Source organism: Olsenella sp. KH1P3, from assembly GCF_900167315.1.
Classification (GTDB): Bacteria; Actinomycetota; Coriobacteriia; order Coriobacteriales; family Atopobiaceae; genus Olsenella_J; species Olsenella_J umbonata_A.
Genome location: NZ_FUWQ01000001.1, coordinates 319,798 through 342,531 on the forward strand (window position 1 = coordinate 319,798; position 22,734 = coordinate 342,531).

The 22,734-nt window shown below is 66.3% G+C and carries 21 protein-coding genes; 14 read left to right on the forward strand and 7 right to left on the reverse strand.

The annotated features are described in order from the left end of the window. The first annotated feature begins 42 nt into the window (after positions 1 to 42). The 9 genes from B5D13_RS08725 (at position 43) to B5D13_RS01410 (ending at position 8,412) form a co-directional block, all read left to right on the forward strand. Entirely contained in the window at positions 43 to 1,059 is a 1,017-nt protein-coding gene (locus B5D13_RS08725; protein WP_200802590.1) for a glucosaminidase domain-containing protein, read from the forward strand. Between the two features lie 367 nt (positions 1,060 to 1,426). Beyond that, positions 1,427 to 2,395: a glucosaminidase domain-containing protein gene (locus tag B5D13_RS01375; protein WP_078686497.1), complete on the forward strand. Its 969-nt coding sequence runs from the start codon at positions 1,427 to 1,429 to the stop codon at positions 2,393 to 2,395. A gap of 160 nt (positions 2,396 to 2,555) precedes the next feature. Beyond that, the gene (amaP, locus tag B5D13_RS01380) at positions 2,556 to 3,269 is read left to right on the forward strand and encodes an alkaline shock response membrane anchor protein AmaP (protein ID WP_078686498.1); all 714 of its coding nucleotides are present in this window, start codon (positions 2,556 to 2,558) and stop codon (positions 3,267 to 3,269) included. 2 nt (positions 3,270 to 3,271) lie between these two features. Then, a complete protein-coding gene (locus tag B5D13_RS01385; protein WP_078686499.1) occupies positions 3,272 to 3,688 on the forward strand; it encodes a DUF2273 domain-containing protein in 417 nt (138 codons plus the stop codon). Positions 3,689 to 3,758: 70 nt separating this feature from the next. Further along, the gene (locus B5D13_RS01390) at positions 3,759 to 4,364 is read left to right on the forward strand and encodes an Asp23/Gls24 family envelope stress response protein (protein WP_078686500.1); all 606 of its coding nucleotides are present in this window, start codon (positions 3,759 to 3,761) and stop codon (positions 4,362 to 4,364) included. A gap of 2 nt (positions 4,365 to 4,366) precedes the next feature. After that, positions 4,367 to 5,713 (forward strand): Mur ligase family protein, encoded by a 1,347-nt coding sequence (locus tag B5D13_RS01395; protein WP_078686501.1) that lies wholly within the window; start codon positions 4,367 to 4,369, stop codon positions 5,711 to 5,713. Beyond that, positions 5,706 to 6,461, forward strand: a complete 756-nt coding sequence (locus B5D13_RS01400; RefSeq protein ID WP_078686502.1) for a type 1 glutamine amidotransferase — start codon at positions 5,706 to 5,708, stop codon at positions 6,459 to 6,461. Before B5D13_RS01395 ends, B5D13_RS01400 begins: the two co-directional genes overlap by 8 nt. A gap of 2 nt (positions 6,462 to 6,463) precedes the next feature. Further along, on the forward strand, positions 6,464 to 7,393 hold the full coding sequence (locus B5D13_RS01405) for a ribokinase (protein ID WP_078686503.1): 930 nt from the start codon (positions 6,464 to 6,466) through the stop codon (positions 7,391 to 7,393). Positions 7,394 to 7,398: 5 nt separating this feature from the next. Next, positions 7,399 to 8,412 carry an acyltransferase gene (locus B5D13_RS01410; RefSeq protein WP_078686504.1) on the forward strand — a complete coding sequence of 338 codons (1,014 nt, stop codon included), beginning with the start codon at positions 7,399 to 7,401 and terminating at the stop codon, positions 8,410 to 8,412. Between the two features lie 19 nt (positions 8,413 to 8,431). Here B5D13_RS01410 and B5D13_RS01415 read toward each other — a convergent pair whose 3' ends face one another. The 6 genes from B5D13_RS01415 to B5D13_RS01440 all read right to left on the reverse strand — a co-directional run bounded on the left by B5D13_RS01415 (position 8,432) and on the right by B5D13_RS01440 (position 15,016). Next, complete coding sequence (locus tag B5D13_RS01415; RefSeq protein WP_078686505.1) at positions 8,432 to 10,108, reverse strand: putative ABC transporter permease; 1,677 nt, start codon at positions 10,106 to 10,108, stop codon at positions 8,432 to 8,434. A 255-nt stretch (positions 10,109 to 10,363) separates the two neighbouring features. Continuing rightward, positions 10,364 to 10,555: a hypothetical protein gene (locus B5D13_RS01420; protein WP_078686506.1), complete on the reverse strand. Its 192-nt coding sequence runs from the start codon at positions 10,553 to 10,555 to the stop codon at positions 10,364 to 10,366. A gap of 51 nt (positions 10,556 to 10,606) precedes the next feature. Beyond that, a complete protein-coding gene (gene dltD / locus B5D13_RS01425) occupies positions 10,607 to 11,953 on the reverse strand; it encodes a D-alanyl-lipoteichoic acid biosynthesis protein DltD (RefSeq protein ID WP_078686507.1) in 1,347 nt (448 codons plus the stop codon). 40 nt (positions 11,954 to 11,993) lie between these two features. Further along, positions 11,994 to 12,254 carry a D-alanine--poly(phosphoribitol) ligase subunit DltC gene (gene dltC / locus B5D13_RS01430; RefSeq protein WP_078686508.1) on the reverse strand — a complete coding sequence of 87 codons (261 nt, stop codon included), beginning with the start codon at positions 12,252 to 12,254 and terminating at the stop codon, positions 11,994 to 11,996. Between the two features lie 2 nt (positions 12,255 to 12,256). Continuing rightward, a complete protein-coding gene (gene dltB / locus B5D13_RS01435) occupies positions 12,257 to 13,417 on the reverse strand; it encodes a D-alanyl-lipoteichoic acid biosynthesis protein DltB (RefSeq protein ID WP_078686509.1) in 1,161 nt (386 codons plus the stop codon). Between the two features lie 3 nt (positions 13,418 to 13,420). Then, positions 13,421 to 15,016, reverse strand: a complete 1,596-nt coding sequence (locus tag B5D13_RS01440) for an AMP-binding protein (protein WP_078686510.1) — start codon at positions 15,014 to 15,016, stop codon at positions 13,421 to 13,423. Positions 15,017 to 15,227: 211 nt separating this feature from the next. Between B5D13_RS01440 and B5D13_RS08685 the strand changes: the two genes are divergently transcribed. From B5D13_RS08685 to B5D13_RS01455, 3 genes are all read left to right on the forward strand, one after another. Continuing rightward, the gene (locus tag B5D13_RS08685) at positions 15,228 to 15,929 is read left to right on the forward strand and encodes a response regulator transcription factor (protein WP_159443961.1); all 702 of its coding nucleotides are present in this window, start codon (positions 15,228 to 15,230) and stop codon (positions 15,927 to 15,929) included. Further along, positions 15,919 to 17,205: a sensor histidine kinase gene (locus tag B5D13_RS01450; RefSeq protein ID WP_078686512.1), complete on the forward strand. Its 1,287-nt coding sequence runs from the start codon at positions 15,919 to 15,921 to the stop codon at positions 17,203 to 17,205. Before B5D13_RS08685 ends, B5D13_RS01450 begins: the two co-directional genes overlap by 11 nt. A 113-nt stretch (positions 17,206 to 17,318) precedes the next feature. After that, the gene (locus B5D13_RS01455; RefSeq protein WP_159443962.1) at positions 17,319 to 17,966 is read left to right on the forward strand and encodes a DUF4867 family protein; all 648 of its coding nucleotides are present in this window, start codon (positions 17,319 to 17,321) and stop codon (positions 17,964 to 17,966) included. 64 nt (positions 17,967 to 18,030) lie between these two features. Here the strand turns inward: B5D13_RS01455 and B5D13_RS01460 are convergent, their stop codons facing one another. After that, a complete protein-coding gene (locus B5D13_RS01460) occupies positions 18,031 to 18,927 on the reverse strand; it encodes a hypothetical protein (protein ID WP_078686514.1) in 897 nt (298 codons plus the stop codon). A gap of 193 nt (positions 18,928 to 19,120) precedes the next feature. On the opposite strand from B5D13_RS01460, the gene B5D13_RS01465 reads away from it, so the two are divergent. Both B5D13_RS01465 and B5D13_RS01470 read left to right on the forward strand, forming a co-directional pair. Beyond that, positions 19,121 to 21,982 (forward strand): CotH kinase family protein, encoded by a 2,862-nt coding sequence (locus B5D13_RS01465; RefSeq protein WP_078686515.1) that lies wholly within the window; start codon positions 19,121 to 19,123, stop codon positions 21,980 to 21,982. After that, positions 21,954 to 22,733, forward strand: a complete 780-nt coding sequence (locus tag B5D13_RS01470; protein WP_369821279.1) for a response regulator transcription factor — start codon at positions 21,954 to 21,956, stop codon at positions 22,731 to 22,733. The genes B5D13_RS01465 and B5D13_RS01470 overlap by 29 nt, the downstream gene beginning before the upstream one ends. Position 22,734 lies beyond the last annotated feature (1 nt).

Here is a 22,734-nt window from a genome sequence, read left to right on the forward strand (position 1 = left end):
AAAAACGTCGCCCTGGCGATTTGAACAGAGAGGAAGCGCCGCGTGAAGAAGAGACTAATCGCAGCAGTTGCGCTCGCACTTTCGCTTGCGGGAACTATGGGTTTGGCCACCGTCGCCCAGGCGGAGGAGGCCGGTGTCGACATGTATCGCCTGTACAACAAGTACACGAGCGAGCATCTCTACACCGCCAGCTCCGAGGAGATGGGGCACTTGTGCTCCGTCGGTTGGACGTACGAGGGAATCGGTTGGGTCGCCCCCACCTCGGGCGAGCCCGTCTATCGCCTGTACAACCCCTACACCTCGGACCACCACTACACCAGGAGCCTCGTCGAGTACGAGGCGCTCCAGAGGGCGGGCTGGTCCGGCGAGGGCGTCAAGTGGCACTCGGGCGGATCGATTGCCGTCTACCGCCAGTACAACCCGTACGCCCGCACCGGCTCGCACAACTACACCTGCAGCTCCTACGAGGGCAGCTCGCTGGTCGCGGCCGGATGGCAGGACGAGGGCGTGGGCTGGTTCGCCGTCGGCGAGGGGCGTCCCGTCACCGACAACATCATGGGTACGACCACGGTCTCGGTCGAGCGCATGGCCGAGCACTACAACAAGACCGTCCGGGCAATGGGCAAGTCATATCCCTCTGCCGTGTACGCGCAGTACGGCGCACCCGACATCACGACCTTCTGCCAGATCCTGGTCCAGGAGGCCAACGCCGAGGGCGTGCGCGCCGAGGTACTCTACGCACAGGTCGTGCACGAGACCGGCTACCTGCAGTTCGGCGGGCAGGTCCAGAGCTACCAGTGCAACTTCGGCGGCCTGGGCGCCACCGACGACGGGGCCCACGGCGCCACCTTCCCCGACGTGAGGACGGGGCTCCGTGCGCAGACCCAGCACCTCAAGGCCTACGCCTCGACCGACCCCCTCAACAACGCCTGCGTCGACGGTCGCTTCAAGTACGTGAAGCGTGGCAGTGCCCCCCGCGTTTCGAATCTGGGCAACGGCAAGTGGGCGACCGACCCCAACTACGCCTCGAAGCTCCTCCGCATCATGAACGCGCTGTAGGCCTCTGCCACTTGGCCACATAACGCCTTCTTTGGGCGGCCCTGCGGGGCCGCCCTTTTTGCAAGCCAAAGTTACGAGAACGGCACCAACCACCACGAACGGCATGGGTTGGGGCTTGGACGGTAGATGCCGTGAGCATCATTTGACAAGGTCACAGTCAGTTTTTCCCTGCGGCGGCAGCTGTTGATATGTTCGCATCAGCAGCTTGGAAACAAAGGAGGCGAACGGGACGCTGCGAAGGATTCGGTTGGAATGGTTTGTTGGTAACTGATCGCTTGGTTTGAACAATCAGAGAGGAAGCGCCACGTTGAAGAAGACAAATGCTATTGCGGCCGCGCTTGCACTTTCCCTTGTGGGAGCGATGGGTATGGCCACGCCTGCCCTGGCGGAAACCAATGGCGTGGAGATGTATCGCCTGTACAACAAGTACACGAGCGAGCACTTCTACACCTCGAGCCCGGTAGAGAAGAGCCACCTGTGCGGCGTCGGATGGACGTACGAGGGAGTGGGCTGGATCGCTCCCAGCTCAGGCGACCCCGTCTATCGCCTGTACAACCCCTACACCTCGGACCACCACTACACCCAGAGCAAGGCCGAGTACGACGAGCTCCAGAAGGACGGATGGTCCGGCGAGGGCATCAAGTGGTACTCGGGCGGAGACGTCCCCGTCTACCGCCAGTACAACCCGTACGCCCGCACCGGCTCGCACAACTACACCTGCAGCTCGTTCGAGAGGGATTCCCTCGTCAAGGCGGGTTGGAGCAGCGAGGGCGTCGGCTGGGATGCCGTGGCCGTCGGCCACCCCGTCACCGATAGCATCATGGGCTCGACCACGGTCTCGGTCGACCGCATGGTCGCCCACTACAACAAGACCGTAGCGGCCAAGGGCGCGGCCTACCCGGCGGACGTCTACGCGCAGTACGGCGCACCTGACATCACGACCTTCTGCACGATTCTCACCCAGCAGGCCAACTCCGAGGGCATCCGCGCCGAGGTCCTGTACGCCCAGGTCATGCTCGAGACCGGCTACCTGCAGTTCGGCGGCCAGGTCGAGCCTCACCAGTGCAACTTCGGCGGTCTGGGCGCCACCGACGACGGGGCCCACGGCGCCACCTTCCCCGACGTCGCCACGGGCCTTCTTGCCCAGGCCCAGCACCTCAAGGTCTACGCCTCGGCAGACCCGCTCAACAACCCCTGCGTCGACCCGCGCTTCAACAACGCGGTGGAGGCCTTCGGCCGCGGCTCGGCCCCGTGTGTGTCCGACCTGGGCGACGGCAAGTGGGCGACCGACCCCAAGTACGCATCGAAGCTGCTCAACATCATGAACGCGCTGTAGCCTCGCTGCTTCAAATCGAATAGCGCCACGTTTCGGGCGGCCCCGCGGGGCCGCCCATCTTGTGCGGAGTGAATATGCTTCCCTGCGGTGCGGTATCCTAATGGGTGATGTGCACCGAGGGGGTCGGTCTTCCTCGGTTGGGGACTTGGAGGTATCGAAGATGGGCTTCTTCAAGCGGCTGAGCCTGTTCGTTTTCGGCCTGGCCGGACTGCTGGCGCTTGCCGCCCTCGTGCTGCCGTGGTACGGACCCTGGCAAGACGAGGCAACGGCGCTCCTGAGCGTCGACGAGTACTACGTCGCGGCGCAGGTGCTCGTCGCGATCACGGCATTCGGGCTTCTTGTCTGCCTGCTGCGCTCCATCTTCACGCGCAACCGCAAGACGGTCATCGTCTCCAAGGCCGACGGCGACCAGGTCACGGTCACCCGCGACGCCATCGCCTCCCAGGCCACGCACGTGATCGAGGAGGGCGGCACCTTCGTCGCCCGTCGCGTGAGCGTCCGCTTCCGCAAGCACGGCCACGTGTGCGTTGCCGCCCGCGTCCAGCCCAGCGCCACCGTCGACGTCGTCGAGGCAGGGTCGGAGCTTCACGAGCGCCTGGTCGAGGGCCTGACCACCATCGTCGGCGAGAACGTCGATGCCGTCGACCTCGAGTTCGGTGACGCCGTCGAGTACGTGCCGACCTCCGAGATCGAGGCCGAGGCAGATGCCGACGCCAGCGGCGTGGACGCGCCCGCCGCGGACGTTCCCGCAGTCGCGCAGGATGGGGACGGGCCGGCCGTGGCCGCCTCTCCCTCCGACACCTCTGAGATCACCGTGCCCATGGCACGCTACAACAGCTCAAACGCAGACGACACACCCATGGGGGAGGAGTAGCCATGGCAGAGAAGAAGCCAAAGCTCTCTATCGAGAGCGGCGACGAGGGCCACAAGGAGTCCAAGTCCACCGCGGCAGGCGGCAAGGCCGCTGACGCCACCGTGGCGGTCGAGGCCGAGTACGTCGACCAGGACGAGGATGGCGATCCCGGCGCGGGCCCGTCACGCAAGGGCAACCCGTTCAAGGGCGTGCACACGGCAGTGGGCGACTGGCTGAGCCAGAACTTCCCCGGCCACGAGCACGCGGTCTTCGGCGCCTTCCTCGGCCTGCTCGTTGCCGTGCTCATCTTCGTGATCGGCTTCTGGCAGGCGCTGTTCGTGACCATCTGCATCGTCGTGGGCTTCGCCATAGGCCAGTACGTCGACGGCGACCCTACCGTCGCCAATGCCGTCCGCAAGTTCTTCGGTGACAACAACTAGCCGCGCGTGACCGACGGCGCCCAAGCCGATCGGCCGAGCGGAAACACCATCACCTCCGAGAGGGGATTGCATGAGTAACAAAGCAAAGTCCGCCAAGTCCGAGGCCGTCGAGCTCAAGGGAACACCAGCAGCCGAGGCCCCCGCCGAGCCCGAGGTCGAGGTCGAGACCCTGACCCAGGCCTCCGCCGAGCCCGTCGACGAGGGCGTCGTCCCCGCGGCCGAGCCGGACGATGAGGACGTCGATGCCGACGAGGACAGCGAGGACTCGCTCACCTTCTCCAATGGCGTCATCGAGAAGATCGTGGCCATCGCGATGCGCGAGGTTCCCGGCGTCATCGGCATGAAGGGCGGCTGGCTCAACCGCGTGCAGGACGCCATTGGCGCCTCCGACCCGCGCAAGGGCGTCACCGTCGAGGTGACCCCCGACGCCGCCGTTCGTGTGAACATCTCGGTGCTGATCGAGTACGGCGCCTATGCGCCGCAGGTCTTCGAGGACGTGAAGAAGGCCGTCGTGCGCGAGGTCACCGGCATGACGGGGCTCTCCGTCGCCGGCGTCAACCTGCGAATCGAGGACGTCCTCACTGCCGACGAGGTCGCCGCCCGTCGCGGCGAGGCCCGCGACGAGCCCGCCGGCGAGCTCCCCGAGACCGCCGTCGAGCCCGAGGTCGAGGAGTAGCCGTGAGTCTAAGCACCGCCATAGCCGTCGGCGCCGGGCGCCTGACGCACTGGGGGCTGCACGGCGTGCTTCGCCGCAACGCCTCGCAGCTGCCGGGCCGCGTCGCCCTGGCGCTTGATCGCAACCTGATCGCCGACCTCTCCCACAAGCTGGGCAGGGGCGCGATCGTCGTCTGCGGCACCAACGGCAAGACGACCACCAACAACGTCCTTGCTGCGGCCATCGAGTCCTGCCACCAGCGCGTGCTGTGCAACCGCGCTGGGGCCAACATGGCCGCCGGCGTCGCTTCGGCGCTCCTTCCCGGATCTTCCGCCGACTGGGCCGTCATCGAGGCCGACGAGCTTTCCACCGTGCACATCCTTCCGGGTCTCAGGCCCAGGTACATGGTCCTTCTCAACCTCTTTCGCGACCAGCTTGACCGTGCGGGCGAGATCGACCACGTGCAGGACACCATCGCTGCGGCGCTCGCATCGTCTCCCAACACCGTGCTGGTCGCCAACGGCGACGACCCGCTGTGCATGGGCGTCGCGCTGCGTGCGCGCAAGAGCGGCACGCGCGTCCTGACCTTCGGCATCGGAGAAGACCTTGACCTTCCGGCCGACCGCGTCCCCGAGGCGCGCTTCTGCCAGGCCTGCGGCGCCGAGCTCGAGTACGAGTACCGCGCCTACGCCCAGATGGGCAAGTTCTCGTGCCCCAAGTGCGACTTCTGCCGACCGCAGCTGGACTTCTGCGCCACGGGCGTGCGCGTCACCCGCGAGGGCGTCGAGTTCGATGTCGTGCACGACGGCAAACGCTCGCACATCAGTGCGGGCTTCGGTGGCGTGTACATGGTTTACAACCTGCTCGCGGCCTTCGCCGCGGCAAGTCTCGCGGGCGTCGGTGCAGGCTCCTTCCAAGGCGCCATCGACGACTACAACCCGCGCAACGGCCGACTGCAGCACTTCGTGGTCGATGGCCGCGAGGTCATCCTGAACCTGGCGAAGAACCCCACGGGCTTCAACCAGAACCTCTCGCTCCTTCTGGCAGACGAGCGCCCCAAGGCGCTCTACTTCGCCATCAACGACAACTTCAACGACGGCAAGGACATCTCCTGGATCTGGGACGTCGACTTCGAGCGCCTCGCCGGGCAGGCGGAGCTCACTGCCATCTGCGGCGGCACGCGCGCGGGCGACGTCCAGGTGCGCATGAAGTACGCCGGCATCGAGGCCGACGTCGCGCCCCTGGTCGAGGGTGCCCTTGCCCAGGCGGCGAGCCTGCCCAAGGACCGTCCGCTCTACGTGTTGACCAACTACTCGGCGCTCTGGCCCGCCAAGGCGACGCTCGAGAGGGTGGGGGTGAGCAATGACTAGGCACGGCAAGCGCTCGCTGCGCATCGCCCACCTGTACCCGGAGCTCCTGAACCTCTACGGCGACTCCGGCAACATCCTCGTGCTCAGGAAGCGCCTGGAGTGGCGCGGCATCATACCCGAGGTCGTCGAGGTCCACGTGGATGACAGGCCCTCGTTCGCCGACGTCGACCTGGTCTTCATCGGCGGTGGCTCCGACCGCGAGCAGAAGATCGTCTGCGACAAGCTCCTGGCAGAGCGCGCGGAGCTCAAGGCGTTCGTGGAGGACGGCGGTGCCCTCGCGGCCGTCTGCGGTGGCTACCAGCTTCTGGGCGAGAGCTACCTCATGGGCGACGAGAAGGTCCCCGGCCTCTCGCTCGTGGACCTCTACACCGATCGCGGCGATCCGCGCCTGATAAGCAATATCGTGGTGGAGAGCCGCATCTGCGAGCAGCCCATCGTGGGCTACGAGAACCACGGCGGCCGCACGCACCTGGGACCCGACGTCGAGCCCTTGGGCAAGGTGGTCTACGGCCACGGCAACGACGGCGTCTCGGGCTTCGAGGGCTGCCTGTACCACAACGTCGTGGGAACCTACGTGCACGGACCGCTCTTCCCCAAGAACCCGGGCGTCGTGGATTATCTCATCGCGCGGGCGATGGAGCGGAAGTATGGTATAGATGAGCTCGAGCCGCTCGACGACGCGGTGGAGCTCTCGGCAAACAAGGCAATGTACGACCGCCTGATGGCGGGCGAGGTAGAGGAGCAGTAGCTATGCATAAGGTAATCGTGTTCGGTAGCCTGAACATGGACATGTCCGTCCAGTGCCGCACCGTCCCTCGTCGCGGCGAGACCGAGATCGGCGACAAGTTCCTCACGACGCCCGGCGGCAAGGGCGGCAACCAGGCCGTCGCCGCGGCGCGCATGGGCGCCGACACTTTCATGGTCGGCAAGGTCGGCGACGACCCCGAGGGCCGCGCGCTCGTGGCCTCCCTCGCGCGCCACGGCGTGGCCTGCACCAACGTCAGCGTCTCCGAGACCGAGCAGACGGGCCGCGCGGTTGTCATCCGCGCCGAGGGCGACAACCGCATCGTCGTCGATCCCGCAGCTAACGCCTCGATTACCTACCAGGAGGTTCGCGCCGCCATCCACGGCCTCTCCGGCACCGGCAACATCTTCCTGACCCAGCTCGAGGGCGACTTCGAGACCACCATGCAGTCGATCCTGTGCGCCAAGCGCAACGGCTTCTACACGGTCCTCAACGCAAGCCCCGCCCGCAGCATCCCCGCCGAGGTCTACAAGGCCCTCGACCTCCTCTGCGTCAACGAGAGCGAGTGCGAGCTCCTGACGGGCATCGACCCCACCAACGACGAGGCCCGCGAGAACGCCCTGTGGTACTTCGACGCCCAGGGCGTCAAGAACGCCGTCATCACGCTCGGCCGCCGCGGCTCGGTAGCCCTCATCGACGACAAGTACGTAAAGATCCCGACCTACCGCGTGGACACCGTCGACACCACGGGCGCGGGCGACGCCTACCTGGGCGAGCTCGTCGCGCACCTGGCCTTTGGCGGCGACCTGCGCGAGAGCATGGTCTACGCCTCCGCCTGCGCCGCGCTCTGCGTCGGCAAGGTCGGCTCCCAGGCGGCAATGCCCACGTGGGACGAGGTCGACTCCTTCGTCGCCGAGCACGGCGGCCTGAAGTAGGCTCGATGTCCGAGCGCAAGACAATACAGAGCTACGAGTGGGCGAGGGTACTGGGTGCCCTCGCCGTCGTATGTCTCCATGCGGTCGTGGCCACCAGGCTCGTGCCCGAGCTTCATCAGGGGAATGCCGCGCTCTTCTTGGCGGAGGACGTCCTCTGCGTGCCCCTGACGCGCTGGGCCGTCCCGGTGTTCTTCATGGTGTCGGGTGCGCTCCTGCTCGACCCGGGCCGGCAGATGACGCTCGAGAAGGTCGGGCGCTACGTCTGGAGAATGGCCTTCATCCTTTTGACCATAGGCTTTGCCTTCTGCGTCATGGAACTGGTCGCGAGCTTCGGCTTCTACGGGCTGCTGACCTTCCAGGCGGCCTTCCTGAACCTGCTCCAGGGGCTCTCGTGGGGGCACCTCTGGTACGTCTACGCGCTCATCGGGCTCTACCTGATAACGCCGATCCTCTCTGCCTACGTCAGGGTCGCCACGCAGCGAGACCTTGCGATAGTCGCGCTCGTGGGCTATGCGCTGCTGTGCGTGGCGCCCACGATCGACCTCGTGGCGGGAACGAAGCTCTATGCGTTCCTGGGCACGGGCTCGCCCGTGGTCTACTACCTGGCGGGCTACTACGCCAGCACCTATCTTGAGCTCGACGCCAAGGTGATCGGCGCGGGCGCCCTCGCGCTCGCCGCGAACCTCGTGGCCTTCGCCTTCGACCCCGAGCTGGCAAGCCAGCTGGCGCTTCCGGAGTACGCGTTCGCGCTGCCCTTTTCGGTGCTGGCGTTCGTCGCGATCAGGTCCCTTCTTGAGCGGCCGATGCGCGAGCGCGGGCTCGCTCGCACCCTCGCTCGTGACAGCTTCGGCATCTACCTGCTGCACCCGCTCTTCGGTCACGTCATCCTGCGCGTGCCGGCGCTCGTGACGCTGCCGCTTCCCGTCCTGCAGCTTACCATCGTCGTCGTGGGGGTCGCGGGCTCCGTCGTCCTGACGCGCCTCCTCAGGCTCCTGCCACCGTTCGCGAGCAAGCTGTAGCGCGCGCCTGCGCGAGGCGCTAGGGCTGGTTGCCCGCGCCCTTCTCGGCCGCCTTCTGCGCCTCGATCTGCGCGTGCGCCTCCTCCTTCTGGCGCTCGAGCTCCCCGAGCTTGTCAAGGTCCCTCTGCGCCTCGGCGCGTTCCTCGTCCGTCGAGTCGGGGTCGTCCAGTATCTGCCGGAGCGACACCTCTGCGGGCACGGGCGGGTCTGTCAGGTAGAGCGTCTGCGGTATGGCATAGGCGGCCAGGATGGCGACGAAGGCCACGCTCATGACGTTGTGCGGTATGCGGGCGATGTACCACTCCATGATCGGGTAGACGATCCAGGCGATGAGGCTCGCGACGAGGCCGAAGCCCACGGCGTTCTGGAGGCAGATCATGCCCTGGAAGTTGAAGGGCATGTCGGAGTAGTTCCAGAGCTGCAGGTCTGCGTTGACGAACTGTCCCATCACGTACTCGATGGCGGTGCAGAAGGCCATGTTCGCCAGGAAGCTCAGCAGGTACACGGGCACGTTGTTGCGGATGTGCTGACGCAGCCACTGCCACAGCGGGTGGAGCACCAGCGCGATGCCCACTGCGGCCAGGCCCTCCATGGGGAAGGGGTAGAACCAGTCACGCCACAGCATGGTGTTGGACGGGTCGAAGTCGCCGTGCACCAGGCCCAGGCGGATGAGCGTGCAGAACGCGCACTCCATCCAGTGGCCCATGAGCGAGAACACGCAGTAGTAGATTGCCAGGTTTCGCACGAAGGGCCAGCCGCGCCGGCTGATCTTGTAGTGCCATGGGTCGCTGGAGTCCTCGCTCAGCTCGCGGTCGAGCTCGAGGGTGAAGTCCTCGGTGTAGAATCCACGCAGCTTCCTCGAGAAGAGCGCGTAGGCAAGGAGAAGTGCGTCGGGAACCATGCTGACGGCCTGCGTGATGGGCTCGAGCTCTCCCGTGACGAAGAGGCCGAGCGTCCCGACGCCCATGTTGAACAGCGTGAAGAAGACGATCCATGCGCGTCCCACGCGCAGGCGCCTGACCGTCATCCACAGGAAGAGCGCCGTAAAGACGAGGTCGGCAAAGCGCAGAAGGAGCGTGGGACTGTAGGAGACTATGTCGCGCGAGGTGGCAACGAGGGTCATGAGCAGGAAAAACGACCCCAGGGTGAGGTAGGCGCAGAACGCCTTCAATATGCCGGGGGTATAGGGACGGCCGGTCTTGGGCGATATCCTGAGGCCGCGCCCGTCGACCCTATAGGTCGACGGAATGATGCCCAGGTACATCTTGAACTTGGTCGACGTGGCGAAGTAGAGCAGGAGCAGCAGGTCGGGAATGTTGGTGCCCACGATCTCCAGGAGGTTGGGGGAGGCGGTCCCCGCGTAGGACGCCACCGAGAACGTGATGCTCATGGCAAGCAGCGTCACGCCCATGGTCCTCGCGTTGGGCTGGCGCCTGATCACGCCGACGAGGAGGCCGAGGTCGAGCGCGCATCCCACGATGGCGTCGGGGAGGGTCGCGGCGGCCTCCCCCTGGAGGACGCAGAGTGCGATCGACGTCGTACAGGCAATGAGGTTAAGGGCGATCAGCGCGACGATCAACTTGAGCAGGCCTGGCATGGGCATCTTGGGCTCTACTGCTGCGGGGTGCTTCGCGTGGGGGTTGAGGCGAGCGGTCTCTTTGGGTCGCGTGCCCTGCGCCATGTGTCGAGCCGACATGATGCCCTCCCTCTTGCGGTGGGGGTTGCGTGTCTGGACGGCCTTCGCCAGATGATTGACGAAAACGCTGCTATGTAACTTTCTTACAAATGTACCATGCCAAAAGCGCTGTTGGGCGCCGCGTCTAATGCCAGACGGCCGGTGGGTGCGCCATGGCAAGCGATGCGGGGATGCGCCATGAAGAGGAGCCGCGCAGAGGCGGCCCCGAGTGGCGTGCCTGTCGATGGGTGCGCGGCCCCGTGGCCGTCGCGCGCCCTAGAACCCCGCGTAGACGAACTGCGCGGGCTCGTTGAAGCCGGAGAGTGACGTGAACCACACCAGCAGCGCTCCCATGAGGACCACGAGCAGCGCCGCCCCGAGGCACCTCAGGCGCCAGTGGCTGTTCCCATAGGCCAGGACGCGCTCCTTGGCGTCCGCAAGGGGAGTGAACTCCTTCGAGGATGACATGTCCTTCTCGCTTTCTTCCTACTGCCGGTCCGAGCCGTCGGCTGCGGTCTGCTACTCTTGCTGTTTGGCCTGGTCGCCCATGGTGACGAGACCCTGGCCCGTCACCTGCCCGTGGCCCTTGCCGCCCAGGAACTCGTCGTCTTGTCCCAGGAAGTGGTGGTAGAGGGCCTTTTCGATGCGAACCCAGCCCCTCCAGCCGGGGTGGACCGTGTCGCAGAAAAAGTAGCGCTCGTACTCGCAGCTCTGGAAGTCGGCATAGGGCAGGCCGTTCTGGTCGCAGATGTCGATCATACGGTCGTACCAACCCTGGCGCTCGTCCACGTCGATGTAGGCGCGGTCGTCGTACCAGGCGCCGTGCATTGGAATCAGCACGACGATGGGACTCAGGCCCGCCTCGCGGCAGACGTCCAGCAGCGCCTGGAAGTCCGCGAACTCGAGCTCGGCGTCGTCGAAGCTCTGCTTGTACTCGCCGACCTGCTTAGAGTGCGCTTTCCAGTAGTCGTTGTAGATGCCCATGTCGTTGCTGGCACTCATCTGCCAGCCCGTCTCGTCGGCCTGTGCCAGGAGCGCGTCCCAGTCGGGCTCTCCGGACCAGGTGCCGCTCCTGCGCTCCTCGGACAACAGGGGCGCCTGGCTGACGAGGTCGTTGATGCCCAGACGCAGCTTGGCGTCCTTCTGCGCGTGGATGACGAGGTCGTTCAGCTCGTCGATGGGGGTTGCCTGCTCGCAGTCGGCCAGGGTGGCCTTGTCGATGCCCAGGGCAAGCAGGCGGTCATGCACGTAGGAGCGCGTCTGCTCGGAGACCTGCGTGTTGTCGCAGAACGCGCGGTAGAGCTCGTAGGAGAACTTCGACTTGAACTTCTTCTGGGCGCCGTTGCCCCTGAAGAACCACTGCGGAGAGACGAACAGCGCCACGTCGCGATTGGGGATGTCGGCCTGGGCGTAGGCGCCGGCGGCGATGGCGTTCCACAGCGACTGGTCGTAGGCCTCGCCCACGTAGGTCAGGTCGACGCCGGTGTTGTGCTCGCCGAACACGGCCTGCGGGCACTGGGGGATGAGCGGCGCGGAGTAGTGGAACTCAGACGAGCCGAAGCAGAGCCTGCCCGTGCGCGACATGTTGGTGGCCGTGAACTCCCAGGACTCGGACTTGGTGTTGCCGTAGACGTAGTCGAACAGGCGCCACTGGTTCGCGTCGACCCCGTCGTTGTAGTTCTCGACGGCCTGGGGGAGCACGAGGGCGTTTGTGGCGGCGAGGCCTGCCCCCAGCGTTGCCAGGCCCCCTGCCGTGGCGGCGAGGAAGGTCCTGCGGACCATGGAGGGCTCAGGCGAGAGGGGCGTGCCCTCCGGGGCCGCGGCCGCGTCCTGCCTCTTGTCTGTGTTCGTGGCGGTGGTGCTCATGGAAACTCCGATGCGAATTGGATCGTTGCGTGCGCGCTGCCTAGCCGAGCCTCTGCTCGACCTGGTATGCGATGAGATTCGCGGTGTTCATCTGTTCGCGCGGGACCTCGGTGGGGGCGATGGAGACACCCATCTCATCCTCGATGGCGAGCAGGAGCTCGACGGCCCCCATGGAGTCGAGGTAGCCGAGGTCGAAGAGGTCCTCGTCCAGGTGGTCGCGGACGTCGTCCTCCCCGCTGACCTCCTCGAGCAGGTCGATGATCTTGTCTAGCGTCTCGGCGGATGCGGTTGCTTCCGACATGGTTATGCTCCTTTCACGAGCTTGGACAGCTGCCCGGAGAACAGGGCGAAGCCAAAGAATACAAGTTGCATGGTGACGAACCAAGAGCAGACGCGGTACCACGTCTGGTGACGGTGGCGCTTGTGGAAGGCGCCCTTCTCCCACGCGGTGTTCGCCGCCAGGAGCAGCCCGTGGTAGAGGCCGTAGAGCAGGTAGTCTGGCGTGAGACCGTGCCAGGCGCCCATGAGTGTCATGTTGCAAATCAGGGCGACCTGCGAGGTGGTCAGGCGGCTCTTGAACGTCTTGCGGCGCATGAGGCCGCGCAGCAGGCGCATGAAGACGAAGTCGCGCAGCCATTCGGAGAGCGTGATGTGCCAGCGCTTCCAGAAGTCGCTGATGCTCGTCGCCAGGAAGGGCGCGCGGAAGTTGCGCGGCGTGCGGATGCCCAGGCACAGGCTGGTGCCGATGGCCATCATCGAGTATCCGGCGAAGTCGAAGAACAGGTACAGGCCGTAGGCGTAGCAGTTCTTGACCTGGATGAGCAGCGAGAACCAGAAGTTCGTCGCATCCCACGCCTCGGCCACGTTGTAGCGGTTGCACACCGCGGCGAACACGATTTTGTAGACCATGCCGCCCATGATGAGCAGGATGCCCTTGGCGAGCATCTCGGCGTACTCCGAGCGCTCGATGGGGCGGTCGAGGTCCTCCTGGAAGCGGCGGCTGCGGTCGATCGGCCCCGAGGTGAAGGTGGGGAAGAACACGAGGAAGTACAGGGTGTCCAGCTGGGACGCTTCCCTGATGATCCCGTCGTGGGCCTCGATGAGCATCTGGGCGGCGCGGAAGGTCAGGTACGAGATGCCCAAAAAGCCCAGGAGGTTCTGGCCGAAGACGGCGCCGACCTTGTAGATGACCAGCGGGGCGAGCACGGCGGCCAGACAGAGGCGGAAGCGCGCCTTGCCCTTTGGGTCGCGCAAAAGGACGCGCAGTGCCACGAGTGCTATTGCCACGTGCAGCGCGGCCGCGAGCCCCTGCACGGGCGTCGGGAAGAAGGCCAGGCCCAGCATGAGCAGGGAGGTCACCAGGCCGTAGCGCTTGAGCGAGTGCCCCGTGAGTCCCAGGGCGGCGGCGCCGGCGATGATGCCGGACAGAAGTATGAAGAACGAGGGGTCCGAGAAGAGCGTCATGTTCTAGCCTGCAATCAGGGTCTTGCGGTCGATCTTTGCGTTGTTGGTCAGGGGCATGTCGTCGAGCACCTTGATGGAGCGCGGGACCATGTAGGCTGGGACGCGCTCGGCGAGGCGGCGGCGGAGCTCGCGGGGAGACTCGTCGGCCGCGGGCACCTTGTGGTCGAGCACGACGAACGCCTTGAGCGAGGTGATGCTGCCCCCGCGCTCGACGGGGACGACGGCGCAGGACTTGATGCCGCCCAGACCGGCGATGGAGTTCTCGACGTCGCCCAACTCGATGCGGAAGCCGTTGACCTTCACGAGCGAGCCCATGCGGCCCTCGTAGTGGAGGTTGCCGTCGGGGCCCAGATGACCCAGGTCGCCGGTGCGGAAGCTGCGGCAGGTCGTGCCGTCCGAGAGACGGTCCTCGTCGAAGGCGGCCATGGTCTTCTTGGGGTCGCCCAGGTAGCCCTTGGCGACGGTGTCGCCCACGATGACGATCTCGCCGGTCTCGCCGGCCTCGCACTCGTCCAGAAGGACGCCGTCCTCGGCGCGGCGCATGATGCGCAGCTCGGTGCCGGGGCGCGCGAAGCCTACGGGCAGGGCGTCCTTGGAGGCGAGCATGTCGTCGTCGATCTCGCAGTAGGTGACGGCGACGGTCGACTCGGTGGGGCCATAGGTGTTGGCGACGCGGGCCTTGGGGAAGCGCTCCCTCAGGCTCTGCGCGGTGCGGTGGCGCAGCGTGTCGCCGCAGAAGAGGAAGAGTCCCACGTTGGGCATGAGCTCGCTTCCGAAGGAGTGGTCGACCAGGCAGAGGTCCGCAAAGGGCGGGGTGGAGACCCAGACGTCGGGGTCGGCGTCGCGCAGCTCCTCGAAGAGGAGGGCGTAGTCATGCGAGGCCTCGGGCGAGATCGCGTACAGGCACCCGCCGGTCGCCAGTGCACCCGCCAGCTGGTACACGCTCAAATCGAAGCTGTAGGGGGCCTGGTCCATGAAGGTGCGCCCGCCCTCGCGGATGGTGGGGAAGCCCTCGAGCCATCCCACGAAGTTGTCGACGTCGGTGGCGCTGACCTCGATGCCCTTGGGCCTTCCGGTCGAACCCGACGTGAAGATGAGGTATTGGGTGTCCTCGCCGCCGACCCACTGGTCGCGCTCGCTCCCGGCCTGCGCGGGAGTGGGGGCCTCGATGCCGTCGAGGCAGCTGGCGAGGTCGGCGAATGCGAGCTCGGTCTCGCTGACGGCACGGGCGCAGGCCTGGTCGCAGGCGAGCACCAGGACGGGGCTCTGGCAGCAGGCCTCGAGCTGCGCGGCGATGTCGGCCAGGCGCGCGAGGGGCATGGAGCCGTCGACGGGCACGTAGGCGTGGCCGGAGCGAAGGCAGCCCAGGAAGGCCTCGACCATGAGAGGGCCCTTGCTGCCGAAGACCACGACGGGCATGCGGTTGGGGGCGAGCTGGGCGAGAAGTGCCGCGACCTTGCCCGACGTCTCCCACAGGGACGCGTAGCTGACGGGCTCGGAGCCCAGTCGGCGGTATGCCGGAGCCTGGGGTGTCGTCTGGGCGGTCTGGCAGACCCTGTCGAGCAGAACGTTGACGTTCTTCTCTGCTGCGTTGTTCATCTTTGCTCCTGACTCGTAGGCGGAGGGTCGCTTTGTCGGGGGCAGCGATGTCCCGCCGACGATTGGCCATGCTACGGAACGAACCTAAGCCGAATCTATGTGTGTGCGCACGTCCACAAATATGGTCACTCTCACGGTAGGATGGTGGAGAGGAGGCGCATGCCGGCGGGCTGCCCGACGCGCATGCGACGGTATAGTGATGGGAGGCGCCATGGAGCCGATGAGGCTGCTGCTGGCCGAGGACGAGGCCGAGCTCTCGCGTGCGCTGTGCGCGATCCTGGCTCACGCGGGCTACGAGGTCGATGCTGCCGCCGACGGCGAGGAGGCCCTGTACAAGCTTGACTGCCAGAGCTACGACCTGGCCATACTGGACATCATGATGCCCAAGGTGGACGGGCTCACCGTGCTGAGGACGCTGCGCCAGAAGGGGAGGGACCTTCCCGTCATGATGCTAACGGCCCGTGCCGAGATTGACGACCGCGTTACGGGCCTCGACGCCGGAGCCAACGACTACCTGGTAAAGCCCTTTGCGGCCAAGGAACTCCTGGCTCGCATCCGCGCGATAACCCACACGAGCCCCGGCGCCGTACGCAAGCGCCCGGCCTTTGGCGACCTTCGGCTCGACGAGGGCGACTCGCTGCTCCTGTGCGGGGTTGCGAACGAGTCCCTGACCGCCAACGAGCTCAAGGTGGCGGCCATCCTGTTCGCGCACGGCTCGGGGCTCACGACGCTGGAGCAGCTTCGTCGCGAGGTGTGGGGCGTTCTGAGCGACACCGAGTCGAGCGCCATCTACGTGACCGTCTCGAACCTGCGAAAGAAGGTGCGCTCCCTGGGCTCGACGGTCGACATCGTCACCGCGCGCGGCCTGGGCTATCGCCTGAGCGCCCCCGAGGGGGACGACCATGCGCAGTAGGCTCATCGAGTGGCTCAAGCGCGACTACGGCGGATCGATCGGGCGCATGCGCCGCAAGATGCACCTGACGGCCATCGTCGCGACGGCCCTGGTCCTGACAGTCGTCGTGGCGGCGCTCGACCTGGTGGTCTGGAATAACGTCCTTGTCCAGGTGGACACGGTTGTCGACCTGATCGAGGCGAAGGGCGGCGTCCTGAGCGCCGATGTCGGCATCACCGACGACGACCTTGACGCCAACCAGGGGTTCAATACGCGCCTGAACGACGTCGCGCTCGAGGAGATTCCCTACAACGCCCGGTACTTCACCGTTACGTTCAACGACGGCAGCGAGATCGTCGACGCGAACATGGGCAGCATCGCGTCGGTGGACACCGACGCCGCGGAGGCCATGGCCAACGAGGTGATCGCCAGCGGCCAGATGGAGGGCTTCGACGGCGTCTACCGCTATCGCGTCGTCCCCATGGGCGACGGCACGATGATCATCTTCTACTTTGCCTACGACGACCTCTTCTACTTCGACTCGTTCCGCTACGCTTCGATCATGATGGGCCTTCTGGGTCTGCTGATCTTCGCGCTTCTGGAGATTCCCCTGATCCTCTGGGTCACCCGGCCCCTCGAGGAGGCCCAGGAGCGCCAGCGGCGGTTCGTGACCGACGCCTCCCACGAGCTGCGCACACCCATCAGCGTCATCACCTCGGCCATGGACGTGATCGAGATCGAGAGCGGCGAGAGCGAATGGACCCGCAGCGTCCACCACCAGGCCAAGCGTCTCGAGGACCTTACCGACAAGCTGGTCGCCCTCGCGAAGGTGGAGGAGGGGGAGCGCTCCCTCAGCCTGGGCGACGTCGACGTCTCGGCCGTGGCCATGGGCTTTGCCGAGGACTTCGAGGCGGTCGCGCAGTCGAAGGGCAAGTCCTTCTCGTTTGCCATCCAGCCCAACGTGGTCGCCTACGCGGACACCGCCATGATGGAGCAGGCGCTGTCCATCCTGCTCGACAACGCGTTCAAGCACTCTCCCGACTCCGCACGCGTCGAGCTGTCCGTCAGCTCCGCCTCGGGCCTGGCGAGCATCGCCGTCACCAACGACGTCGCGGGCATGGCCGAGGGTCCCCATCCCGAGCTGTTCGACCGCTTCTACAAGTCGGACGGCGCGCGCTCATACGCGGGCGGGCACGGCATCGGCCTTTCGGTCGTGCGCGGGATCGCCCGAGCCCACGGCGGCCGCGTCTCGGCGACGTGCGTGGGTGGCAGACTCACCGTGGAGCTGGTCGTCTAGGCATCCGACGCCGTCCGCCTTGCGCGAGCGGACGCTGACAAATGTCGCGGGAGGCGACACGGACGCGTGCCCTACGCTCTGCCTTGGTTTCGCTACGGCCGAGAGGAGAGCACATGAGGGTCGCTTCGTGCTTTGACAAGAGCTTCGCGCGCTATGGCAGGGTCTGGAACGACGTGCCGGCCGACCTGGTGAGGGGCATCGTGGACGTGATGGAGGCCCATCCCGTGCCCGAGGGGATGGGCTACGTTCCCGACGCGCCCGAGCTTTGGGCCCTTCCGGGCGCGCATCAGCTGGCAAGCGCCCTGTTTGGCGAGAATCCCGTTCAGCTTGGCTTCATATCCGGCCACAACCTGCGGATGAACAGCCTGGAGTACCATCGCGCGAGCGAGTTCAACCTGCCGTCGCGCGACGTGATCATGTTCCTGGGCACGCGCGACCAGCTGGGTCCCGACTTTACGATGCGCACCGAGGACGCCGTGGCGTACCTGGTCCCCGCCAACACGATGGTCGAGCTCTTTGCGGGCACGCTCCACTACGCGCCCATGGGCGACAACCCCGAAGGCGCGCTCACCATGCTCGCGGCGCTGCCCAAGGGCACGGGGCTCAGCGACCCCGCCGACCAGCCGGGCTACGGCGACGGCAGGATCCTCTTCAAGAACGACAAGTGGGTCGTCACCTGCGAGGGCACCGACGACGCCACGGCCGGCGCCTACGTGGGCCTTATCGGTAAGAACCTCGGTCCCGAAGACCTCGAGCGCTAGGGAAGAGGCTCCCGTGCCGCCAGGGGAGAAGCGCCCAGTCCTGCCTGCCCGCGATCGGTTCTGCCTACGCCTGTCTGGCGTCCAGCCAGGCCTGTGCCTGTCGTGCGCAGGCAAGGGTGCCCCCGAAGCGCGCGACGCGGGCGTACTTCTCGCCTGCGATGGCCTCGAGCTCGCGGGCGCGCGCCTCGTCGCCTGTGGCCCTGGCCTCCCGGGCGTCCCTCTCGTACTGGATCGCGAGCTGGAACGTCGCGTGGACGCGCATGCGTTGCTGTGACGCTCCCATGCTCTCGCGCTCAAGGTGCGTGCGCCAGGCGTTGGCGTCTCCGGTGAGTTGGGCAAGGCGCGCATCCATTGCGCGGACGATGTTCTGGCGGCTCTCGAGCGCCTGGCCCCTCACCCTGCTGCGCGCCACGCATGCCGCGGCGTCGTCACGGACGCGACGCAGCTCCTCGGCTTTGCCGGCGGCCCCGTATACGGCCCCGATTACCGAGAGGGCCGAGAGCCTCTGCGAGAGGCTTGCCCCGGCGTCGCAGATGACCTCGTTGGCCCACTGGAACGCGACGTCGTTGTATCCGAGCTCGTGCGAGCAGACGGCGTAGAGGCACTTTGATCTGCGCCGCGAGGCCGGGAGGTGCGTGCGGTCAAGGCAGATGGCGGCGACCTCGAGCATCTTCTGGGCATCGCAGTCCCCGTCGAGGACCTTCCGGATGCCGTTCTTGAGCATGGCGAGGAACGCCATCGCCATGAAGCAGCCCAGCAGCGTCAGCGCTAGCGGAGCGCACCACACCCAGACGGTTACCACGCCTGAGCATCCATGCGTGGCGACCTCGACCCTGTCCCAGCCGATGAGGGTCACGAACAGGAACGCGGCAAGGCATCCCAGCGTCCAGCGGACTCCCCTCCTCCAGTCGTCGTAGGCCTGCTGGGCCGTCTTTTCGGCGTTGGTGGGCTGATCGGACATGGCGCTCCTGTCTCTTGCGGGCGTGTGTTCGCTCCCTACCATACCCCAAGGCCATGGGCGCCGCCCAAAAAGTATGCTCCCAGCATTGTCGAGTATCTGCGTTTGCGTAGTTTTACGTGTGCAAACGCCCCGCATGCGCTAGTCTCTATGGGGCTTTGCTACGCACGCGTTATCCGTCTGAGGAGCTCTTTCCATGGTCCGTCCCTCCGCCGCAGCGCCCCGCCGTCCCACGGCCAGCGTCGCCCGCGTTGTCATTCCCGTAACGTTCGCAGCGACCGTCGGCCTGACGGGCGCGCTTGCCGCGACTCCCGCACGCGCCGCCGAGGCGGGCTCCGTCGAGTCGCAGCAGGCCCTCGCCGCACCGGCCCAGGTAGCGGCCGCCCCTGACGCATCCGCTTCGACGCCCGCCGCGCAGGCCGCGGCCGATCGGGGCAATGCGGGCGAGTCCGAAGAGAAGGGCTTGCCCACGGCACGGGAGGACTCGGTCCCCACGGCCGGCGATCCCTCCCCGGACGACGGCTTCGAGCCCGCCGCCGCAGCGGATGCGAAGGCCGCGTCCCAAACACCCCAAGCGACCGCGCCGCTTGCTACCGCCTCCGACGGCTCCGCCTCTGCCACGACCTCGGACCCCGTCGCCGAGCCCGAGCGCGCCGTCGCTCCGTACGGCGTCGACATGTACCGACTCTTCAACCCCTATACGGGCGAGCACTTCTATACTGCCAGCACCCTCGAGCGCGACCACCTTCACGGCATCGGCTGGAGCTACGAGGGCGTCGGCTGGGTCGCGCCCGAGGAGGGCGATGCGGTCTATCGCCTGTACAACCCCTTTACCGGCGACCACCACTTCACGCTCTCGTCTGCCGAGCGCGACATGCTCCGCGACGCCGGCTGGAACTACGAGGGAGTCGGCTGGCGCTCCGCCGGTGCCGACGGACTCGCCGTCTACCGCGAGTACAACCCCTACGCAACCGTGGGCTCGCACAACTTCACGCAGAGCCTCTTCGAGCACCAGAGCCTGAAGGCCAGCGGCTGGCAGCTCGAGGGCGTCGCGTGGTATGCGCTCGACACGGCCGACGCCGAGCGCTCTGCCTATCTTGTGGCCGAGGTCAGCACCAAGACCGGTGAGGTGCGCAGCGTCGTCTCGACCGTCAAGGACAATGTCACCTACCTCTTCCTTCCCAGCTTCGCGGGCGACTCGGTCCGCCTGAGCGCCTTCCTGCCGGGCTGCGGGGCGGGCACGGTCCAGCTGAAGGGGAGGGGTGGCTGGCTCGAGGTCGCGCCGGGCGCGGAGGTCGGCCTGGATGCCCTGGGCTCCTTTGGCTCCGACGGCAGGCTCAGCCTGAGCATGCGCGTGGGCGAGAAGGGCTATGCGTTCCCGCTCGTGGTCATGCGCTCCGCCAACATCGACGCGCTCTTCGTAAGCAGTGCCGACCTCGACGGGGAGGGGCGTCCCTACGTCGACGGGTCCCCGTCGCACGCGACCAGCGCCTCCGTCTCGGTCCGGCTGGTCACGGCTAAGGGCAAGGTCGTCTACGACGAGGACGACCCCGCGAGCGACAAGGCCTCGACCATCAAGGGGCGCGGCAACTCAACCTGGGCCTTCAGCGACAAGAAACCCTACCAGGTCAAGCTGAGCAAGAAGGCCGACCTGCTGCAGACCGGCGACAAGTCAAACAAGGCGAAGAAGTGGGTCCTCCTTGCCAACGCCGACGATGCCACGCTGCTGCACAACACCATCTCGTACGACCTTGCCCTCGAGCTGGGAATGGTCGGGGTGCAAAGCAAGCCCGTCGACCTCTACTACGACGGCGAGTACCGCGGCACCTACGTCCTGTGCGAGAAGGTCGAGATTGGTGACGGCCGCGTCGAGATCGACGACCTCGAGAAGGCCATCGAGAAGGCCAACGGCTCGCTTGACCTCGAAACCGCCCCGATTGCCAGCGACAAGAACAAGTACGGATACGAGTACCACTACGCCCAGGGCGTGGCCGATCCCGATGACATCACGGGCGGCTACTTGCTCGAGATCGACTCCGCCTACGGCAAGAACGAGAAGTGCTGGTTCGACACGAGCGTCGGCACCTTCGTGGTAAAGAGTCCCGAGGTCGCCTCGCAGAACGTCGTGCGCTACATCAGCGAGGCCGTCCAGGAGGCCATCAACAATGCTTCCGCCGGCAGGTTCAACCTGGGAGAGGGCTTCTCGTTCGAACTTGACTCCCTTGCCAGGACCTATCTGGTGAGCGAGTTCACCAAGAACATCGACGCGTTCTACTCGTCGACCTACTTCTACAAGGCGTCCGACTCCACGGGCTCCGGCAACGTCCTCGTCGCCTCGCCTCTGTGGGACTTCGACGGCGCCTACGGCATCCGCACCGACCTGGGCGACTCGGCGTTCGGCTCCTACCAGAACCTCGTCCTGCTGAGTGGCGAGTGGGTGGTGAGCAACCCCACGATCATGGCGCGGGTGCGAACGCTCTACACCCAGGAGCTCAGGCCGCTCGTCGCAGACGTGCTCCTGGGCGCGGGTGACGCCAAGGGTCCGTCCGGGATCCTGCGCAGCATCTCGAGCTATCAGAGCGAGATTGCCGCGTCCCAACGCATGAACGAGGTCGTCTTTGGCCTGAGCCACTTTGGCAACACCATGAAGCCCCTGGCGACGTGGCAGGACAACGTGCTGTATCTGAAGGACTGGCTCTCGAACCGCATGGCCTGGTTCGACCAGAGCCTTTCCAAGCTCACCAGCCGCGTGGCCGCCAACACCGGCACGCGCTACGACGGCTTCGACTACGGTCTGGTCTTCGACGCACGCTATTACCTCCAGATGAACCCCGACGTCCGCACCTACGCACAGGGCGACGACGGCAAGGCCCTTCAGCACTTCGTACAGTACGGCATGGCGGAGGGCAGGACGGCGAGCCGTAACTTCGACGTCAACTACTACCGCGCCAACAACGCCGACCTGCGTGCCGTGTTCGGAGACGACCTCGCCTCGTACTACCGCCACTATTGCATGGACGGATTCCCGCATGACGGCAGGAAGGGCAAGGCGCTCTGACGGCAGCATCGGCTCGTCCCGTCCCGCGCCTTGCCGCGCCTGCGCGCTGTGCCATAATTGCTGCGAACAGGCGACTGACGGGAGGACCATGGCGCGCATCGCGATAGTAGAGGATGACGAGTCCATTCGCGCTGCCCTTGCGGAGCTGCTCCAGAAGAACGGACACGAGGCCGTCGCCGTCGACGTGACCGAGGATGTCGCGGCCTCGACGCTGTCCTTCTCGCCCGCCCTGGTCCTTCTTGACCTCAACCTTCCCTGCGTGGACGGGACCCTGGTCTGCCGGGAGCTCCGATCGCGCTCCGACGTCCCCATCATCGTCGTCACCAGCCGCACCGGCGAGGTCGACGAGGTCATGTGCATGACGCTGGGCGCCGACGACTTCGTGGCCAAGCCCTACAGCAGCCACGTGCTCCTGGCGCGCATCGACGCGCTGCTGCGCCGTGCCGGCGGCATGTCTGGCGCCGTCCTCACCAGCGGTTGCCTGAGCGTGGACGCCTTGCGCTCGCTTGCAAGCGCGAACGGCCAGAGCGTCGAGCTCACCAAGAACGAGCTGCGCATACTCTGCACCCTCATGCGCGCTGGCGGGACCATCGTCCCGCGCGAGACCCTGATGGAGGAGCTCTGGGACTCCGGGGCCTTCGTGGACGACAACACCCTCACGGTCAACGTGAACCGCCTGCGCCAGAAGATCGCCAGACTGGGCGTCACCGACTATCTGGTCACACACCGCGGCCAGGGCTACTCGGTGTAGC

What these genes read in the sequence shown, in the direction of transcription:
- B5D13_RS01375 (WP_078686497.1), top strand. Translation starts at nt 1,427, where the DNA reads ATGGCCACGCCTGCCCTGGCGGAAACCAATGGCGTGGAGATGTATCGC.
- amaP (WP_078686498.1), top strand. Translation starts at nt 2,556, where the DNA reads ATGGGCTTCTTCAAGCGGCTGAGCCTGTTCGTTTTCGGCCTGGCCGGA.
- B5D13_RS01385 (WP_078686499.1), top strand. Translation starts at nt 3,272, where the DNA reads ATGGCAGAGAAGAAGCCAAAGCTCTCTATCGAGAGCGGCGACGAGGGC.
- B5D13_RS01390 (WP_078686500.1), top strand. Translation starts at nt 3,759, where the DNA reads ATGAGTAACAAAGCAAAGTCCGCCAAGTCCGAGGCCGTCGAGCTCAAG.
- B5D13_RS01400 (WP_078686502.1), top strand. Translation starts at nt 5,706, where the DNA reads ATGACTAGGCACGGCAAGCGCTCGCTGCGCATCGCCCACCTGTACCCG.
- B5D13_RS01405 (WP_078686503.1), top strand. Translation starts at nt 6,464, where the DNA reads ATGCATAAGGTAATCGTGTTCGGTAGCCTGAACATGGACATGTCCGTC.
- B5D13_RS01410 (WP_078686504.1), top strand. Translation starts at nt 7,399, where the DNA reads ATGTCCGAGCGCAAGACAATACAGAGCTACGAGTGGGCGAGGGTACTG.
- B5D13_RS01415 (WP_078686505.1), bottom strand. Translation starts at nt 10,108, where the DNA reads ATGTCGGCTCGACACATGGCGCAGGGCACGCGACCCAAAGAGACCGCT.
- B5D13_RS01420 (WP_078686506.1), bottom strand. Translation starts at nt 10,555, where the DNA reads ATGTCATCCTCGAAGGAGTTCACTCCCCTTGCGGACGCCAAGGAGCGC.
- dltD (WP_078686507.1), bottom strand. Translation starts at nt 11,953, where the DNA reads ATGAGCACCACCGCCACGAACACAGACAAGAGGCAGGACGCGGCCGCG.
- dltC (WP_078686508.1), bottom strand. Translation starts at nt 12,254, where the DNA reads ATGTCGGAAGCAACCGCATCCGCCGAGACGCTAGACAAGATCATCGAC.
- dltB (WP_078686509.1), bottom strand. Translation starts at nt 13,417, where the DNA reads ATGACGCTCTTCTCGGACCCCTCGTTCTTCATACTTCTGTCCGGCATC.
- B5D13_RS01440 (WP_078686510.1), bottom strand. Translation starts at nt 15,016, where the DNA reads ATGAACAACGCAGCAGAGAAGAACGTCAACGTTCTGCTCGACAGGGTC.
- B5D13_RS08685 (WP_159443961.1), top strand. Translation starts at nt 15,228, where the DNA reads ATGGAGCCGATGAGGCTGCTGCTGGCCGAGGACGAGGCCGAGCTCTCG.
- B5D13_RS01450 (WP_078686512.1), top strand. Translation starts at nt 15,919, where the DNA reads ATGCGCAGTAGGCTCATCGAGTGGCTCAAGCGCGACTACGGCGGATCG.
- B5D13_RS01455 (WP_159443962.1), top strand. Translation starts at nt 17,319, where the DNA reads ATGAGGGTCGCTTCGTGCTTTGACAAGAGCTTCGCGCGCTATGGCAGG.
- B5D13_RS01460 (WP_078686514.1), bottom strand. Translation starts at nt 18,927, where the DNA reads ATGTCCGATCAGCCCACCAACGCCGAAAAGACGGCCCAGCAGGCCTAC.
- B5D13_RS01465 (WP_078686515.1), top strand. Translation starts at nt 19,121, where the DNA reads ATGGTCCGTCCCTCCGCCGCAGCGCCCCGCCGTCCCACGGCCAGCGTC.
- B5D13_RS01470 (WP_369821279.1), top strand. Translation starts at nt 21,954, where the DNA reads ATGACGGCAGGAAGGGCAAGGCGCTCTGACGGCAGCATCGGCTCGTCC.